The organism is Pseudomonas sp. MF08875, from assembly GCF_059862525.1.
The window spans coordinates 94,438-109,726 of the sequence record NZ_JCBCUW010000018.1 but is presented as its reverse complement, the minus strand read 5'-3'; the positions used below and the strand labels follow the sequence as shown (position 1 = coordinate 109,726).

Genomic DNA, 15,289 nt, shown 5'->3' with positions numbered 1-15,289 from the left:
CTTTAATGCCTCTTCCACCGGGACACGACTGCTAAGCTTATCCACAATTGCTGATGCCAAAATCAGCAATCCGCCCTGGGTCAATTTTCAATCGGCAGGGTGGGTCAGTTTTCAATCAGCGCCAACACACGTTGACCTTGGCTCGCTGTATTGCCCTGACGAGATCGTCACTATTCTGTGATTGCACATCCTTGTAGCTATCATCTGCACTTGCCTGCGGAGGCATGCTGTCTGCTGCCGATCTTTCACCGTAGATCTGCTCGGGCTGTGACTGTCGATACTCAACCCTTGGCGGTAATTCACCATCTCCGCGATCGACTACGCCAGATAAAGAATCGTCCATATCCCGCTGATTTAATGGCGGGACATCCCTGTCCATATTGTGTCTTGCGGATATCTGAGCCTTAACCAAGTCGTCAACATTCTGCGGCGGCACATCCCTGTAATGGATCTGCTGCACAGATGGAGTGCTAACGGATGGGCTTGTGCTGACTTTCGGCTGATCTTCAACGCCAGGAAAGCGCCCGGACATGAGGTCCAGCGGACTAGGAATCCGTGCTAGGCCAGTGACCCCCTTTAGCAGATCATCAAAGTCTTGAGATACGCTTCTATAGCCCGGGACGTATTTGTCCAAGCCCTGGTTGACCAGATTTGAACCGATTGCGCTACCAGCCCCCACCAGGCCGACAGCGCCAGCCTTCGTAGCCACGCTACCAATCGAAGTTAGGCCAAGCTTTGAAATTATGGAGCCAAGCAACGAGGACGCGCTTGAAGCAAGAAGCGTCGTGGTGGCGCCCGGATTGTCAGCAGCGTAATCAATCCCCTTGCTAATCTCGCCTCGGTGCTCTGCCAGGAACTTGTTGGCCCATTCGCTCGCACCAATCAGGCTTGGGAGAAACTTATCCGTAAGCTCGTTGGCCAAGCCCTCGAACTTCTGGCTAAGGTCAGTGTTGCTGTCTGCGAACCGTCGGGCGCTCTCGGTCATTTGGTCGATTGGGCCAGTGTTGCTGGCGGCCTGCGCCATTCTTGACTCTGCCTTTCCTTCACCAAGAAGTCTTGACACACCATTCGACAGGCCAAGAGCATCCTGAACTTGCGCTCTCTGCCCCTCATTTAGCCCTTGGTACTGCCTTTCTAGCTCCCTGGCGAAGTCCATGGCGTCGCCGCCACTGGTAGCGGCCAGCGAACCAACGTCGATACCAGCCTTTGCGAGGGAGTCAATCGAGCCGTCCTGACCGTTAAGGTTGAAGTTGTTCTGAAACTCTTCAAACCTCTTCAGTGCATCATATGCTTCTGAAGCCTGGCCGCCCATCGCCTCGACTGCGTTTCCGAAGTTGTAAACGGTGTTCATCGGTGTGCGCATGTTCTGCGTTGCTGCAGCAAGGCGATCGATTTTGTTTGCCGTACTGGCGATCACGCCGGCACCGGCACCAAAAGCACCAACAAGAGCTGCAGAAATGCCCAAGGCATTCGACTTAATACCTTGAAGGCTGGCGTTGATCTTCTTGTCGCCCGCTTCCAGGGCTTTGGTGTCATAGCCTATGCCGATCAGGAACGACTTCAGAACTTTGCTAGCCATTCTTCGCGGCCTCGTATTGATCCCACAGTTCGTCCATGGCTTGGTTAAAGCGCTCTACGTCCGCTATCGAGAGCGATCCGTCGGCCAGTTGCGCCCAGGTGCACAGCGGCGGGCAGACGCCCACGATCCCGACACAGGGGCGCATCAGGAACCAATTTACTGCGCTGCGCTTGCCGCTTCGTCCTGCCGAACGCCTTTTGCGGCGCTTGGCAGCCAGCCGAAAAAATCGGACAGGTTCCAGCGAAGCAACTCGGCAAGCAGCTGGTTGTATTGCACTATCTTGCCGCCAAAGTCGGCGACGGAGACGGTGCGCTCGGTTCCGTTGAGAAGAACGCGCGCCATGAGCATCTGTGCAACCTGCCCCTTAACGTCCTGGCGCATCGACATGAACATGGCGCAAAGCACCTGGTCGTCTACTTCCAAGCCGGCCCCTGCCGCCGTAGCGAATCGCTCCAGCACCGCGGCGGATAGCAGGGACATCAGGCGGTCTTGATCTACGGCGCTGGCCATGGCGGCGTTGTACTGCGCGCCGCCAATGGTGAATGGTTTTACGCTCATCTATCAGCCCCTTGTCGCTTCCCAGATATTGAATTGCATCGTGAACTGGTCGTCTGTGATGGTGGAGCCAGCGCGGCCTCGCTGGCCATCGTTCACGATCACTCCTTCCGAGCCCAGCGCCGTTTCCAGCGTGCCAATTTGGGTGAAGGTCAGCGTGATGTTGGCATTCGAGTTCAGCAGGCCCTGCACGTATGCCGAGTCGGACGAGCCCGGGTTGAGGTAAACGTTCACTTCGCGGCCCGGGTTTTGGCGATCAAGGCGCACAGCGTTTCCGCCCTGACCTCGACGCAACTGGCTGCGAGCATCAATGGGTGCATCCGTATATGGGGTGGCAGTATCGCCCCAGTCCTGGATCTGCCTGCCATTGATGGTGACGACGGTCAAGTCGTTCGAGAAATTACTCAGGCTCATGGGTCACCTATCAATAAACGTCAAGGTCAACGTCAACAATGTGGATGGCGCCGGCGCGGAACAGTCGGATGCGCAGCGGTGCGGACTTGCGTGCATTGCGGTCGGCTTCCGACAGGTCGAGGATGTCCTCGGGCTTTGTCAGGATCTCGAAACCGGCGGTGTACTTCTCGAGACCGTCGTCCGGGTCGATATAGTTGCGGGGGCCGAGATAGCCGTTGCTGATGAACTGCTGCATGGTCGCCCTTGCGGCGCCGATCAGCACGGCCTGGCCGACCGGGGTCTGGCCCAGCTTGGTAGTTTGGTTGGCAACTGCGTTGTAGAGCGATGTGGTCAGGTAGTTAACACACGCATCTAGATTCACCACATCATCGATGTACTCGCCGTAGGCGCTGTGCGTCAGCGTGTTCAGCCAGCGACCAGAATCCGTAGAACCCTGATTGTCGACTACGGTGTAAAACACAGCCTTCTTCTTGTCACTCTGCATAGCCGTGTAGGCCGTACCAGTCAGATTTTCGGCGGCGACGCCTGGCGACTTTTTGAACTCGCCAGTGATGGTCGAGCGGTCGGCACTGTAGTTCACTGCTGCGAAGTGTTTTGCCAGGGCTGAACCTGCATAAGCGTCAGTAGCGTGTGCTGCGGTGTAGGCGTGACGGAAGCCAGCGGTAGTAAGCGCACTTGCAATGTCCGTCGTCAGTGCTGGATCACGAATAGCAGTGACTGCGGCTCCGGTCTGGTTGTCGATAAACATGCTGGTGTTGTCTTCGCACCATTGGGCGATCGCCAGCACATCTGCTTTGGTAGCCAGTATTGGAGCGGTCCACATAGTCCAGTACCACCAGACCATGTTGCGAGCCTTATTCATTGTTTGCGCGCGAGTAGTGTCGGTGGTGGCGGCGCCATAAACCTTCAGCTCACGAGTAGCTGGTGTACCGCCAAGCCAGCGCTGAGCAGCCTTGTACGTCTCGGTGGTGTCCGCAAAGTCTATGGATAGGGCCGCAAGAGTGGAGTACGACCGATAAGTATCCGGCAGGAATCCTGCTGGTAGTCCGACCTGTGGCGCGAACAGCATGGCGCTGGCAAAGTTCGCATTGCCCAGGCCGGCCGGGCTGATCCGGGCATTAATCCGGATGATGTTGGTAGCTGGATAGCTCACTGTGCTAGCTCCAATGGTTTATGTGGGGGTGACTTCCACGGTGAAGGTCTCAATGACCCGCGCTTTTTCGTTCTGGAGCGCCACTTCGGCGCTCAGGATGTTGTTGATAGCCGGTAGGCTGCTGGTTTCGTACATCAGGCGGATGGTGATCTGCGCCCTCTGCTCGAAGTTGGCCGACTGCAGGCTGGTGAGGTTGTTGACGGCGTCCGTGCTGCTCCAGCCGATCTTGGACTTGAACAGCATCACGCTTACGTCGGGCCTCTTGTTGGCCTGCTTCAGGCGCTCGGCGTACATCAGGGCCTCGCCGCGGTAGAAGTTGACGCTGGCCGAGCACATGATCTGAGCTCGAACATCGACCTCTACGAGTTCCCCCGGCCTGTTGCGCGAAACGATGTTGGCCTGGCCGCGCTCGCTGACGGACTGCCGTGGCGTGATCGTTGCGTAGGCCCCTTGTGGTGCAGGCATGCTGCCAGGGCCGATCTGATCGGCCAGCAGGCACTCAGGCACGCCGGTCGCCAGCATCACAATCGGGCGCAGCTTTGCGAATAGCTCTTGGTTGGTCATGCTGGGCCACCTGACTGATCGTCAATGCGCATGACAATGACCTTGCAGTAGTTCCGCCAGTAGCGGTTGTCGCACTTGACGGCCTTCCACTGCTGGCCCAGGAACGTCCAGGTACCGGTCTGGTCGATCAGTTGCATCTCGCCCTGGTTGATGTAGATGCGGCGCGCGTCTGTTATGCGCTCGCCACCCTGGCGGATGAAATCTACTTCTCGATCACTTGCAGGCTGGATGTTGACGACGTAGGGCTTGGTGTCTGGTGCACCAGGAGTCCATATTCCTTTCACCAATTGCCCGCCCACATCGACCGTGCGACTTGCGTCAACGCTGACAAACACGCCATCGATCTGGCCCTCCATATTCAGGCTCATTCGAGACCCTCCGATGCGGGACCAATGGAAACTTTGTGCGTGACCGACTGGCGCATGGCGCCGGTGTCGATCAGCGGATTGCTGCTTCCCTTCTTGCGAATGGTCGATGCGGCGTTGGGCGGCGTCTTCAGGTCGGTCATGTACACCTTCACCTTGCCTGCAGCCACCACACCGACTGCCTCGAGGATCTGGTCCATCGACTTACCGGCCTCCATACCATCCTGGATGGTCAGCAGCACTTCTGGCGTCGCGCTCGCAACCCCCGGCTCAAGCCATGGCCTGGCCGGGATGTTGATGGTGTGCGCCTGGGTCACGCCAAGTTCCATGTAGCCCTTGCCGGTCTTGAGGAAGCGAACCTCATCGCGGTCGGCAGCAGCCTTGCTGGCGTAGCCGTAGGACGTTCCGCCCGGGTGCTTGATGTCGGCGCCGAACTCGTTGATCGCGCCGAGGCTCGCCATGGTCAGGTCGCCCGACTCAACGTCGCCGGCTTCTTCATGGATGCCGACGGTGACGACCTTGTTCGACTTCAGCGCGTTCAGCTCTTTCGCCAGTTCGTCCTGCAGTTCCTGGAAGCCCTGGATATCGAGAGTGATCATCTAAACCGCCTTGGCGCCCATCCCGGCGCGCTTCTTGAGCCTGTAGAACTGCTGGCCGTAGTTGGTGAAGGTCAGCCAGTCGGTGCCCGCGTCCATCATCTGTGGTACGCGGTAAGCGATCGATTCATCACCTACGGACTTCTGGGCCACGTTGAGACGGGCCTCGGAGTTGGGTGTGCCGCTGGCGCCGAGCGTGGCAAAGTTGGTTGCCAGCCAGTGCGCGGCGAAGTACTGCATGCCACGCCACTTGAAGTTGTCGCAGGTCAGTTCGAGGGCGCCCCACCGGCTTGAGCCAGTCTCGGTGCCGGCCTCGCAAAGGGCCTCAACGATGTATTCGTCGTGCCACTTCACCGGATCGGCAAACGCCTTGAACACGGGATTGCTGCGGAAAGCCGCGATCATCTCAGGGGTGATTAACATGGGCTCTCCGGCTATGAATGAGTGGGCGCCAAGCGCCCGGGTGTTACTCGGCCTTCGAGGCCTTGGCGATTTCTTCCAGCAAGCGAGCCTTGCCCCAGGTCTTGTTGACCTTTACGCCAGCTCGGCCCGCCTGTTCGCGCAGATCTTCGATGTCGTCGCCTTCGTCATCGTCGTCGCCTTCCAACTCATCAGCACCAACGCGGCGCAGATCGCCGTTCTTCAGCAGGGCCTTGACGAAATCGATCTTGGCCACCGCATCCGGCACTTCGACCGCCGGGTTTTTGCCAGGCAGGATCGGGTAGCTGGTTTCTTTGTCGTCCACCAGGTGGTTGATGGTAATCAGTCGTGCTGCTTCGTTCTTCAGGAACATGTCGAATCCTCGCCCGGAGTCATTGGCCGCCGCCCCGGGCATAGCGGAGGCGGCCATGGATCGGCTGGTTAGAACTGGTCGCGGTACGCGCCAGAGAACGGATAGCGGAATTCAACGCCGCTGATCTTGTACTCGCAGGGCACGTTGACCTTGAGGTTCCACATCTGCGGAGCCAGGGAGCGCCAAGGAATCGGCACCTGCATGCCGAGGTTCTCGTCGTTCAACTCGTAAGCGACGATGCGGTCCTTGTTGCCGTTGGACACGCCGGCGGCGGCCAGCTGGGCAGCGGACAGTTGCAGGCGGCTGAAGATGTTGATCGGCCGACCGGTCAGCGCGGTGAACTGGTTGTTGGTGCGGAAGTACTCGAGGATCGTCTTGTCGGTAATGGTGCCCATACGCTTGTTCGAGATGAACGCGAAGCGGGCGGCATCCAAGACGATCGTGTCGAACAGGTGAACAGTTGCCGAGTTGAGGTAGCCGTCAACCAGGATCTTGTTCAGGTCGGCAACGATCTGGTCACCGGTGGTGGCAGCGTTGTACCAGTCCAGCGTGGAGTTCGACAGCGCCAGGTTGGGGTTGTTGAACAAGCCGGTCATGCCGCGAGCAGCGTCACCGAAGTAAGCCACACGCTGTGTGTGCTCCTGGGCGCCACGGAAGGCCAGTTTCGCCTTGGTGGTGTCCAGCGGGATGCGCAGCTGCTGAGACTTGCGAAGCTCGTCCAGGCTGTAGCTGTACTTGTTGCCAGCGTAGCCGATTGGCACGGTCGACTTGTTGGCGTTCAGCGTTACATCGGGCAGGTCGTCAGCGCTTGCGCCGATGAATTTGCCGAGGGTCACGCCGTCGTAGCTGATGTAGTCCCACTGATCTACCCACTCAGGCAGAGAAGTGTCGACCGGGATCAACTCCATGTAGTTGATTGCGGCGTACTTGGCCTCGTAGATACGAGATTCCAGGCTAGCCAGCTGGCTGATGTAGAACGCCAGGCCGTCGTCGAGGGTCGGAAGACCGTCGTTGAAGGTCACTTGGTACGCATCGCGGCCAATCTGGTGCGCGATAGCAGCATCGATGGCTACGACGATTTTCTTAAGCTGAGTCATGTCGATTAGCCCCCGATTTTCAGAGAAATTTTAGCCAGCGCGCCGGCACCGGCGGTGCTGACCCATTTGGCGTTCGGGATCAGGACTGCCAGAGTGGCGGCGGCGCCGACCACGTTGGAGAACTGGCCCTGGTTGGTACCGGTGCCGTCGCCGACTACCAGGTAGACCGGGTCATCCTTGGCGACCGCCACGCGGGCGGTTACCCAGATAGGCGCCATGGTCTCGACGGTCATGTCGCGCTTGGAGACAGCGCCGAATACATCGGTCGAGGTGTAGGCGCGGTTCAGCTCACGCTTCACGACACCGATGAACTGGGCCGCGGTCGAAGCGGCTACCGGCAGCTTGGCGCCGTCGTCACCATCAGTGACCACACCCAGGCCGTAGGCGATGTTGGCGGTGCCCTTGTTGACCTTGGAGACGCCGTTGGACACTTCGCCATCAGCGACCATGCCCGCGTACGCGACGCCGTGGTTGATTGCGTTACCACCTTGAACTGGCATGGTTAGGCTCCTTTCTGTTTGTGGGCGCCGGACAAGCTTTGCTTGTGGGCCTGGTATGGGGTCGGCGCGGCGTCGGCGGTAGCGGCCGGTGTCGCGCCGTCCTTGGCGAGCTGTACGAACTGGGCGAAGAGCGCGGCGGTGTCACCGGTGGGCGCCTTGACCTTCTTGTTGCCGTTCTCGTCCTTGTCGTCGTCTTCTTCCTCATCCTTGTCGGACTCGGCGTCGAAGGCGCACTCAACGTAGCCGGCGGACTTGTCCGACCAGTCACGCTTCGGCAGGGCAACGGCTAGGGCGGCGCGCTTGATCTCGATCACGTCGAGGCTGTCGCAGGTGAACCCGTCGCCGGCGACCTTGCGGGCTTGGGCGTGGGTTACGGAAACCGCGTTGACGCGCGCCTGAATGGCCTCGTCGCTCGAAGCCTTCAAGGCCTCGCCGAGCTTCTCGGTGGCAGAATCAGCAGCGGCCTGGGCCTTATCGGCCAGGGCCTGTGCATCGTGTGCCTTCTTGTTCAGGCGCTCGAAAGCGTCAGTGATCGCGACAGCGGTTGCCGCGTCTGACACTTCGACCGAGCTACCTGAGTCCAGCGTGACTTTATGGGTCATGTTGCTCTCCGGGGTGTGGTCAAAAACGCGAGCATTGGCGCCCGCCCTTGCTCTTTCTACGATCGCGACGTGATTGATCTTGATATCGCGCTGGATGTAGTCGTATGCCTGGCCGTCCTCGGTCACCCCTGGGGTTTCGTCGTAGACGGCGGTGTATCCGGCGGACAGTTCGCACTTTCCGCCAATGATCTCGTCGATGGTCTTCTGGTCTTTTACGATCAGGTCGCACACCACGAAGTCGCCATCTCGGCGCCCTGGCCCGCGAACTACACCAACCGCCACGCCCTTGTAGGTAAGTGCCGTGACCAGCAGGGGCGGATGGGGACTTGTGATGTCGGAGGCGTCGTAGGTGTTGAGTGAGGCGTCGTTGAATACCTCTTCCTCAGGGCGGTACACGCGGACAACCCGCATCGGATCGCCGTCGAGGCCAAGCTCGCGGGCCAGGTATTCCTGAATCCCGGTGCGAGCCACCCGGCCCGGAACCTTGAGGAACCCCTCGTCGGTGTACTCTCGCTGGGTGATGCGATACCCAGCCCGGTCGAAAACCGTGCACTTCATGTTGCGGCCTCGCGGATTGGATGAATTAGCGAAGAACGCCCGGCGCTGTGCGGCCCGCGTCCTGGTTGGCCTTGACCTCGCGTGCGCTCACTGGGCGTGCGATGCAACGGCACTGATAGTCGGAGCCGGGTTTGATCGGAACGCCGTCAGAACTCAACGGAAGGTCGTCCCACCGGTAGATCCCTTTGCCGTAGGCGGTGACCTTGTTGGCAATCTCCGAGTGGCGATGCCGGACACGGCTGTCGTCGGAGTCGATCCACTGGAAGTACTCGAAGCCGGCGCCCTTCTGCTGCTTCTCAGCCAGTTCGCCGTTGATCTTCGATGTCTGGTCGCGGGCAATCATCTTGGCGCGGCGCTGGGTCACGCCGAACTGCTCTTGCAACGCCTTCTCGATGTAGCCAGGGCGCATGCCGGAACGCATGTTCGCCATCACCAGCGTCTGCACCTCTTCCAGGTACTTCGCGGGGATGGACTTGATCAGCTGGGCGTTCTGCTGGGCTGAGGCCTTCAGGTAGTCCTGCAGAGCGGAGTTGCCGCTGTACACGTCGATGCCGGCCGACTTCTTCAGGTCGCGCTCGGACTTCTTGAGCGACGACTGGACGAACTCACCGGCGATACGCGCACCGGCGGCCTGTACCGTCGGTGACGACCATCGGCTCACCAGCGTGGATATGGCGTTGAGGATCAGGTCAGACCAGGCATCAGTCGTGACCATCGCGTCCTGCGTGTACTCCGGCGCCAGCTGGCGAACCAGCGGCATGATCTCCTTGCTGATCGACGCCTTGACCTGCTTCACCAGCCGCTGAAGTCTGGCGTTGTACTGGATGCCGATCATGTCCATGGGTTAAGCCTTCTGATCGTGCTCCATCGGCAGTCCGCACGCTTTGCACGGATACTCACCGGTCTGCCCGGTATCAGTTTGTCCGCAGGCTGCGCAGCCACCAGAAAGCTTCGTATGGGCGGCAATCAGATCGTCTGCAGCCTTGCTCATCAATGAGAAGAATTTTTTTGCGACCTCCATTGACCGGTCTGTGCCGTGGCCATCCAGTTCGCACGCCAGAGCGGCCAAATTACGAAGCGCTACTGTTTCTTCCTGACTCACAAGCGCGCCAAGCGGGCTTTGAACGTAAAGCGACATATCACTCACCTCGGTCATTGTCTTTGCCGTCGTCCGGCGGGTCGTTGAACATCGTCAGGTCCTCATCAGCCTCCAGCGCTTCGATCTTCTCGTCGTCGAACTGGTAGAGCTCTTCGGCCTGTAGTCGTCGCTGAATCTGGCTGGTGGTGACGATGGCGGCGTCCTTGTACAGGATGTCGGTCTCGGCCTTGGCCTTGTTCGCGGTAGCGATCTCGACCGCGTCAGGCTGCTGGAATGGGTTCCAGACGTAGTTGAAGTCGTCCAGCCACTGGCCAGTTGCCGAGCGAACCAGCACCTCGTCGAGTTGACGAAGGCCTGGGTCGATCTGCGTCAACCGCTTCGAGGAAAGCGAGTTGAAATAGTTGTTCATGTCGCCCGCGCCAGTGTCGCCAAGCCCCTTTGATGCAGTGCCGAACAGGCGGGTCAGCGGGATATCCGCCGCGCCACTGATCCACGTCATGAGCAGGTCGAGCACCGGCGCAACCCCGGAAAGGTCCAGGGTCTTGCGGTCGTACGTCTCTTCGCCATCCAGCAGCGCCAGGTTGATCGACGACTTCATCATGCTGAACAGGGCGTACCGCGCCGTGATGGCGTCGTCCTGATCGCTTGCCAGCTCATCCGAGAGGCCTTCGCGCTTGATGATGTCGACGTTCGCTTCCTGCATCAGCTCGGCAATGCCGTCCTTGCTGGCTACGATATCCATCACATCGTCAAGGCACTTGCGCAGTTCTGAGTCACCCCATCCCTGCGTCTGTGCACGCTGGCGGCGCGGCAGCTTGGCACCGGCGAACCGGGCGAAGTGCGTCCAGTGGATCTGCTGGGCGCCGGCGGATATGGTGTAGAACTCCGGTTGCAAGTAGTTCGCGGCCAGGATGTTGGTCTGGTTCAGGTCCATCGCCGTCATGTCGAAGCGGTCGATCACCAGCAGGCGGTACAGGTCGCCCTTCTTGATCTTCTCCGGCTTGAGCGGTTTGGTCAGGTCCTGGTTGGTCAGCATGAGGATGCCGGCGCCACCGTACAGGCGAGCCCAGCTTGTAGCCTCGCTCACCATGGCAGGCAGTTGCAGGCGGTCTTCCTCGGCCCGGATAACATCCGCGTCGTCGCACTTGAGGGTGCGCCACTCGCGGGTCATGTCCTCGGCCGGATAGTCCACGATCGCCCGGGCAAGCCAGCTGGTCTGATACGCCGCGTCCAGCTGCTGGAAGTCGTTCAGGAACCCGTACTGGAACTGGTTGTGTGAGCGCTTGGCCTTCTGCGTGCCCAGGCCGGACACGACGTTTACCAGGCCGTCACTCGACGACTTGATCTGCGCCTCGTACTTCTGAGCGGCCCGCACAAGGGCTTTGCCCAGCTTTTTGTCTGCTGGCACTAAGCCCTTCTTGCTCATGAAGTCACCGATTTGGTTATAGGAGGTCGCGGATAGATCGCTTGCCCTTGATGTAAACCTCAGACAAAGCGTCGATCATCACATCGGTCTGGTCGTCGTACTTGTGGCTATCGTCGGCAGTGAACGACGCCACCTCACACACGAACTCGTAGTTCTGGCTGTCGTCGTAGGGCAGGCAGACCAGCTTGGCAGCGTGGAAGCCTTGAACGTCGAGCGCTCGAGTCAGCTTGTCGCGGTCACGAGGAACCGGCGTGACCTTGAGCGGCAGGCGCTTTTCCATCTCCTGGATCAGGCCGGTACCGCTTGATTTGTCCTCGACGTACACGCGGCGCAGGATGCCGTTGGCCTTCCCGTTCTTTGCCCAGGCACCTTTGACGAACGCCTCGAACTCGCGGCGCAACGTCTTGGCATCCATCCGGCCACGCTTCATGCCGACTCGGTAGATGCGCCCCTCGAATACGCCCCACTCCGCAAATACCGTCCAGTCGTTCCAGGTGTTGGTCTTCTGGGCGGTGTCTGCGGTGATGAAGCGGTAGTCGAACTTGTCCGGCAGCGGTAGATCAGCGCCAGCATCCACGTCGCCGTAGTACTGGAAGTCGTCTGCCGAGAAGATCCCGCCGTCGAGCGTGTCAGGGTCTTGCATGTACTGGCTGCTGAAGGTGTACGGGTGAGCCGTGCGGAGCGCGATCAGGTCGTGAACGCTCTCCTTGGCAGGCCAGTACGACCAGTAGCCGTCCACCTGCTCAGAACCGCACACGCTCTTGATGCAGCGCTCGCGGATGCCGTCAGGCAGTGAGTCGATGTATTCCTGATTGACCAGGGCCGGGATCTTGATGTGCAGATCGATCTTCAGGCCCATGCCGCCCGACAGCAGGAACGCGGTCGAGTCGTCGATGTGTCCGCGCTGCTGGATGGCAACGAACGGTGTGCCGCTGTGCGCCTTCCGGCTGCGCAGGGTGTTCACCAGGCGCGTGTGCGACTTGCGCCGCTTTGCCTCGCTGAACAGATCGTCGATCTTGTCCCAGTCATCCGCCTGGATGTGTCCGCTGTACTCGTCACCCATGTAGCCGCCACGGACACCGGTGATCTGGCCGCCACTGGAGCGGCTGAACAGTTGGTGTACGCGCTTCCCATCCTTGGCGAGCGTCCAGTCGTCCACCTTGTCCTTCTCGATATCGAAGGGGTAGAACTCGCGGAACTCAGCAGACTTGACCAGGGCGCGGCTGCGCTCGCTGTTCTCGTCTACCAGGCTCTTGGAATAACTGGTGTTGAGGATGCGCACCCGGCGGTGCTTGACCATCGTGTAGACCGGCAGGTGGACGGACCAGAACTCGGTCTTTGTGCCGCCTGGCGGGATATTCACGACGATGTTCTGCGCGTCACCGGCAAGCATCTTGCGGGCGGCGTAGTCGAAGTAGTGGTGGTGCCAGTTTGTCCTGAAGCTGTCGCCCTGGGTGATGTTGAACCACAGGCTGGTGAAGGCCAGCGGGCTATGCTCCCCCGCCGCGACCAAGGCGGAGCGCTCAGCGTGGCTCAGCGCGTCCCACTCGATCGGTTTGATAGCCATCAGTCCACCAGCTTGTCTACCAGGGCTTTAACCAGCTCGGCGTCAATCGGGCGGTCCTTTACGGGAGTCATCGTCCCGTCGGTCGAACTGAGATCTACCTGCTGCCTGTTGGTGTAGGTGCCACCAGTTTCTTTGGCGGCCTGCTCCAGCAATTGGGCTGCGAGCGAGATGTTCTTCATGTTCTCTGCCCGCTCAGCCATTCGGCCCAGGGCTCGAAGTCTGAACGCCCGGTTAGCGATTGGGATGTCAGCCGTATCGTCTCGGAAGCGCTTCCGGGTGTCTTCGAACAGGGTCACCCAGCGCTTAGCCAGGAACTTGCCGGAGATCTTCGTGGGGTCGTGCGATTCAACCTTCTGCCGCGTAATGGTCAGCCCGAATTCCTTTTGGACCAACTCAGCAACTTGTGACGGCGTATCGAAGCAAGCCAGCGCCTGCACGATAAAGGCCTTCACTTCGTTTTGAAGGACTGCCATATATTTTCACCTGTCTGATGCCTGTCCAAAATCAGGCCAGCTTGAGCAGGCAGGTTCCGCAGGCCCTCGATATGTTCAATTTACCCACCTCGGCGGGCTTGTTTGCAGCATCCACCAGCACCTGAACATCAGGGCTTGCCCCGTAGCGACGAACCACCCCGACGAATTCCTCTACGTCGTGTCCGCGCATCTCAAGCTTGGGCAGGCCTTCCTGAGTGAACTTGGGTGCTCCGTACTGATCTGTCGCCTGGGCGATGTGGTAGAGCTCGTGCTCAACCAGGGCGCAGAAGTCGGTGTCGCTGCATTGGTCGCAGTAGTCAGCGGCCAGCGTGATGATGTAGGCCGGCACGTCGCCGAACCAATCGCGCATCTGTTGCTCCATCCGGGCTTTCTGCCAGCCGCCGGCGCGGAACGCTACCTGTTCGGCCTGACCTAGTACCGTGCGGCCCTGCTTATTGAAGCTCGACGACGCCCACATGACCCGGATGTCTGCATCCAGTAGGTGAGCATGGTCTTCATTGTGAATGCTGCCGGTGTCGGCAAGGATCTCGGCTTGGAGCCATTCCCACACCTCAGGCGCGGGCGTCAGGCGAATGCCGAAGTGAGAGAGGTCAGACAGCTCAAGCAGTGACGATGGAGGGTATGGCCTATCCATAGTCACCCCCTTGCGCGCCACGATTTGGCGCATTCGAAAACGTGGCGCGGGTTACGGCGACTGACGCTCTACCGCTTCGTTGACCTTCTCGGCCGCTTTGCTCGCTGTGTCAGCCGCCTGGACTGCCGAGTGCGATGCCTCTTGCACCTTCACGGCTGCGTCCTGCGTCTTCTCGGCCAGGTTGGTCAGGCGTAGGTCGCGCTTGCCCAGGGCGGCGTCATACGCGGAGCGCACCTCAGCAAGCTGCTTGGTCTGCTCGCTACTGGCAGACCAGACGCCGGCCTGGTAGCCAAGTGTCAGCCCGCCGAACACCAGCAGGATCGCAATGACCCATACCTCGGCGCGCCTCCACCAGTGGCGGGCGATGAAGTTGATTGCGCATCGATCCATCAGTTGAGCCCTCCGAGCTTGGTTCGCAGGCGAGCAATCTCGTCGCTCTGCGTGGTGACGGTTGCAGTGAGCTGCGCCACCTGGCTGGTGAGGGCTTCGATCTTCCCCTCCATCCGCCCTACCGCTGCGGCCAGCTCATTGCGCTCTTTGGCGAACTGGTCGGCGCGTGCTTCGGCAGCGTTCGCGCGGGCCCGCTCAGTGTCGAGCAGCTCATTCAGCCGGCGGACGGTGCCGATGTCGGCGCTATCCATCGCCCGGTCGGTCGCGTCCTTGGAGAGGAATTTCCTCAGCCACAGAAAGCCGCCCAGCAATACGGTTCCAGTACCGCCCAGCCAGGTAGCTGTGCCTGGGCCGAGGTCAGTAGGATCCATCGTCACTCCATGAATAAAAAAGGCCTGCGTTGGCCCGGGCAAAACCCAAAACAGAAAGGCCCCACACAATGGCGGGGCCCTGAATAGGTGTGCGCGTCTTTCCGCGCTGTCTGCCAAAGACCATCCCAGCGTCAACGCCCCATTGCATTGATCTCGCTGATCCAGTCTCGCGCCACCCTGTAAGCATGGTGATGGGACAGGGTGCACGGGCTGCCGGTGTTTTCTTGAAGCGCTGTACTTTCCGGCTTATCAGCGTCCAGGCCTTCCCGAGGGCCGTCCTGGCTACAGGTGTTACTGGCTGGCAAGGGAGGGATCGAACCTCCGACCAGGCGGTTAACAGCCGCCTGCTCTACCTCTGAGCTACATGCCAATGTGGTGCCGCCACGAGGATTCGAACCCCGGGCCATTCGCTTACAAGGCGACTGCTCTACCACTGGAGCTATGGCGGCGAATTTAAGACACAAAAAACCCCGCTCGAAAGCAGGGTTAGTGGAGCAAGTTGCCGCAGGCAAAATACTCAATATGGGGAAAT

General features: G+C 59.9%; 21 protein-coding genes and 2 tRNA genes. All 23 read right to left on the bottom strand.

Features of this window, described 5'->3' with window-relative positions; genetic code table 11:
- Window positions 1-115 precede the first annotated feature (115 nt).
- Entirely contained in the window at window positions 116-1,579 is a 1,464-nt protein-coding gene (locus AC19YT_RS13125) for a hypothetical protein (RefSeq protein ID WP_500610427.1), read from the bottom strand.
- Window positions 1,572-1,724, bottom strand: a complete 153-nt coding sequence (locus tag AC19YT_RS13120; protein WP_500610426.1) for a DUF6889 family protein — start codon at window positions 1,722-1,724, stop codon at window positions 1,572-1,574. The genes AC19YT_RS13125 and AC19YT_RS13120 overlap by 8 nt, the downstream gene beginning before the upstream one ends.
- 11 nt (window positions 1,725-1,735) lie before the next feature.
- Window positions 1,736-2,137 carry a hypothetical protein gene (locus tag AC19YT_RS13115; RefSeq protein WP_500610425.1) on the bottom strand — a complete coding sequence of 134 codons (402 nt, stop codon included), beginning with the start codon at window positions 2,135-2,137 and terminating at the stop codon, window positions 1,736-1,738.
- A 3-nt stretch (window positions 2,138-2,140) separates the two neighbouring features.
- Window positions 2,141-2,548: a hypothetical protein gene (locus AC19YT_RS13110; RefSeq protein WP_500610424.1), complete on the bottom strand. Its 408-nt coding sequence runs from the start codon at window positions 2,546-2,548 to the stop codon at window positions 2,141-2,143.
- Window positions 2,549-2,558: 10 nt separating this feature from the next.
- Complete coding sequence (locus tag AC19YT_RS13105; protein ID WP_500610423.1) at window positions 2,559-3,701, bottom strand: DUF3383 family protein; 1,143 nt, start codon at window positions 3,699-3,701, stop codon at window positions 2,559-2,561.
- 18 nt (window positions 3,702-3,719) lie between these two features.
- Complete coding sequence (locus AC19YT_RS13100; protein ID WP_500610422.1) at window positions 3,720-4,265, bottom strand: phage neck terminator protein; 546 nt, start codon at window positions 4,263-4,265, stop codon at window positions 3,720-3,722.
- Window positions 4,262-4,633 (bottom strand): hypothetical protein, encoded by a 372-nt coding sequence (locus AC19YT_RS13095; RefSeq protein ID WP_500610421.1) that lies wholly within the window; start codon window positions 4,631-4,633, stop codon window positions 4,262-4,264. Before AC19YT_RS13095 ends, AC19YT_RS13100 begins: the two co-directional genes overlap by 4 nt.
- Window positions 4,630-5,229, bottom strand: a complete 600-nt coding sequence (locus AC19YT_RS13090; RefSeq protein ID WP_500610420.1) for a hypothetical protein — start codon at window positions 5,227-5,229, stop codon at window positions 4,630-4,632. Before AC19YT_RS13090 ends, AC19YT_RS13095 begins: the two co-directional genes overlap by 4 nt.
- On the bottom strand, window positions 5,230-5,649 hold the full coding sequence (locus AC19YT_RS13085) for a DUF4054 domain-containing protein (protein ID WP_500610419.1): 420 nt from the start codon (window positions 5,647-5,649) through the stop codon (window positions 5,230-5,232).
- Window positions 5,650-5,692: 43 nt separating this feature from the next.
- Window positions 5,693-6,019 carry a hypothetical protein gene (locus tag AC19YT_RS13080; RefSeq protein WP_500610418.1) on the bottom strand — a complete coding sequence of 109 codons (327 nt, stop codon included), beginning with the start codon at window positions 6,017-6,019 and terminating at the stop codon, window positions 5,693-5,695.
- A 68-nt stretch (window positions 6,020-6,087) separates the two neighbouring features.
- Complete coding sequence (locus AC19YT_RS13075; RefSeq protein ID WP_500610417.1) at window positions 6,088-7,116, bottom strand: DUF2184 domain-containing protein; 1,029 nt, start codon at window positions 7,114-7,116, stop codon at window positions 6,088-6,090.
- Window positions 7,117-7,121: 5 nt separating this feature from the next.
- Complete coding sequence (locus tag AC19YT_RS13070; RefSeq protein ID WP_500610416.1) at window positions 7,122-7,616, bottom strand: structural cement protein Gp24; 495 nt, start codon at window positions 7,614-7,616, stop codon at window positions 7,122-7,124.
- 2 nt (window positions 7,617-7,618) lie between these two features.
- On the bottom strand, window positions 7,619-8,776 hold the full coding sequence (locus tag AC19YT_RS13065) for a DUF2213 domain-containing protein (RefSeq protein WP_500610415.1): 1,158 nt from the start codon (window positions 8,774-8,776) through the stop codon (window positions 7,619-7,621).
- Window positions 8,777-8,801: 25 nt separating this feature from the next.
- Window positions 8,802-9,617, bottom strand: coding sequence for a phage head morphogenesis protein (locus AC19YT_RS13060; RefSeq protein ID WP_500610414.1), 816 nt, complete (start codon window positions 9,615-9,617; stop codon window positions 8,802-8,804).
- 3 nt (window positions 9,618-9,620) lie between these two features.
- Window positions 9,621-9,914 carry a hypothetical protein gene (locus AC19YT_RS13055; RefSeq protein ID WP_500610413.1) on the bottom strand — a complete coding sequence of 98 codons (294 nt, stop codon included), beginning with the start codon at window positions 9,912-9,914 and terminating at the stop codon, window positions 9,621-9,623.
- A gap of 1 nt (window position 9,915) precedes the next feature.
- Window positions 9,916-11,301: a DUF1073 domain-containing protein gene (locus AC19YT_RS13050; protein ID WP_500610412.1), complete on the bottom strand. Its 1,386-nt coding sequence runs from the start codon at window positions 11,299-11,301 to the stop codon at window positions 9,916-9,918.
- A gap of 16 nt (window positions 11,302-11,317) precedes the next feature.
- Window positions 11,318-12,868 (bottom strand): phage terminase large subunit, encoded by a 1,551-nt coding sequence (gene terL, locus AC19YT_RS13045; RefSeq protein WP_500610411.1) that lies wholly within the window; start codon window positions 12,866-12,868, stop codon window positions 11,318-11,320.
- A complete protein-coding gene (locus AC19YT_RS13040; RefSeq protein ID WP_500610410.1) occupies window positions 12,868-13,341 on the bottom strand; it encodes a DUF2280 domain-containing protein in 474 nt (157 codons plus the stop codon). Before AC19YT_RS13040 ends, terL begins: the two co-directional genes overlap by 1 nt.
- Before the next feature lie 31 nt (window positions 13,342-13,372).
- The gene (locus tag AC19YT_RS13035; RefSeq protein ID WP_500610409.1) at window positions 13,373-13,996 is read right to left on the bottom strand and encodes a putative metallopeptidase; all 624 of its coding nucleotides are present in this window, start codon (window positions 13,994-13,996) and stop codon (window positions 13,373-13,375) included.
- A gap of 51 nt (window positions 13,997-14,047) precedes the next feature.
- The gene (locus AC19YT_RS13030) at window positions 14,048-14,386 is read right to left on the bottom strand and encodes a hypothetical protein (RefSeq protein ID WP_500610408.1); all 339 of its coding nucleotides are present in this window, start codon (window positions 14,384-14,386) and stop codon (window positions 14,048-14,050) included.
- Complete coding sequence (locus tag AC19YT_RS13025; protein ID WP_500610407.1) at window positions 14,386-14,757, bottom strand: chemotaxis protein; 372 nt, start codon at window positions 14,755-14,757, stop codon at window positions 14,386-14,388. The genes AC19YT_RS13030 and AC19YT_RS13025 overlap by 1 nt, the downstream gene beginning before the upstream one ends.
- Window positions 14,758-15,052: 295 nt before the next feature.
- Window positions 15,053-15,127 (bottom strand) — tRNA-Asn (locus AC19YT_RS13020).
- A gap of 3 nt (window positions 15,128-15,130) precedes the next feature.
- Window positions 15,131-15,206 (bottom strand) — tRNA-Thr (locus tag AC19YT_RS13015).
- Window positions 15,207-15,289 lie beyond the last annotated feature (83 nt).

Coding starts and splice junctions, on each gene's coding strand:
- AC19YT_RS13050 (WP_500610412.1), bottom strand. CDS start 11,301: ATGAGCAAGAAGGGCTTAGTGCCAGCAGACAAAAAGCTGGGCAAAGCC.
- AC19YT_RS13095 (WP_500610421.1), bottom strand. CDS start 4,633: ATGAGCCTGAATATGGAGGGCCAGATCGATGGCGTGTTTGTCAGCGTT.
- AC19YT_RS13060 (WP_500610414.1), bottom strand. CDS start 9,617: ATGGACATGATCGGCATCCAGTACAACGCCAGACTTCAGCGGCTGGTG.
- AC19YT_RS13035 (WP_500610409.1), bottom strand. CDS start 13,996: ATGGATAGGCCATACCCTCCATCGTCACTGCTTGAGCTGTCTGACCTC.
- AC19YT_RS13115 (WP_500610425.1), bottom strand. CDS start 2,137: ATGAGCGTAAAACCATTCACCATTGGCGGCGCGCAGTACAACGCCGCC.
- AC19YT_RS13090 (WP_500610420.1), bottom strand. CDS start 5,229: ATGATCACTCTCGATATCCAGGGCTTCCAGGAACTGCAGGACGAACTG.
- AC19YT_RS13070 (WP_500610416.1), bottom strand. CDS start 7,616: ATGCCAGTTCAAGGTGGTAACGCAATCAACCACGGCGTCGCGTACGCG.
- AC19YT_RS13120 (WP_500610426.1), bottom strand. CDS start 1,724: ATGCGCCCCTGTGTCGGGATCGTGGGCGTCTGCCCGCCGCTGTGCACC.
- AC19YT_RS13110 (WP_500610424.1), bottom strand. CDS start 2,548: ATGAGCCTGAGTAATTTCTCGAACGACTTGACCGTCGTCACCATCAAT.
- AC19YT_RS13055 (WP_500610413.1), bottom strand. CDS start 9,914: ATGTCGCTTTACGTTCAAAGCCCGCTTGGCGCGCTTGTGAGTCAGGAA.
- AC19YT_RS13080 (WP_500610418.1), bottom strand. CDS start 6,019: ATGTTCCTGAAGAACGAAGCAGCACGACTGATTACCATCAACCACCTG.
- terL (WP_500610411.1), bottom strand. CDS start 12,868: ATGGCTATCAAACCGATCGAGTGGGACGCGCTGAGCCACGCTGAGCGC.
- AC19YT_RS13100 (WP_500610422.1), bottom strand. CDS start 4,265: ATGACCAACCAAGAGCTATTCGCAAAGCTGCGCCCGATTGTGATGCTG.
- AC19YT_RS13040 (WP_500610410.1), bottom strand. CDS start 13,341: ATGGCAGTCCTTCAAAACGAAGTGAAGGCCTTTATCGTGCAGGCGCTG.
- AC19YT_RS13075 (WP_500610417.1), bottom strand. CDS start 7,116: ATGACTCAGCTTAAGAAAATCGTCGTAGCCATCGATGCTGCTATCGCG.
- AC19YT_RS13125 (WP_500610427.1), bottom strand. CDS start 1,579: ATGGCTAGCAAAGTTCTGAAGTCGTTCCTGATCGGCATAGGCTATGAC.
- AC19YT_RS13025 (WP_500610407.1), bottom strand. CDS start 14,757: ATGGATCCTACTGACCTCGGCCCAGGCACAGCTACCTGGCTGGGCGGT.
- AC19YT_RS13030 (WP_500610408.1), bottom strand. CDS start 14,386: ATGGATCGATGCGCAATCAACTTCATCGCCCGCCACTGGTGGAGGCGC.
- AC19YT_RS13065 (WP_500610415.1), bottom strand. CDS start 8,776: ATGAAGTGCACGGTTTTCGACCGGGCTGGGTATCGCATCACCCAGCGA.
- AC19YT_RS13085 (WP_500610419.1), bottom strand. CDS start 5,649: ATGTTAATCACCCCTGAGATGATCGCGGCTTTCCGCAGCAATCCCGTG.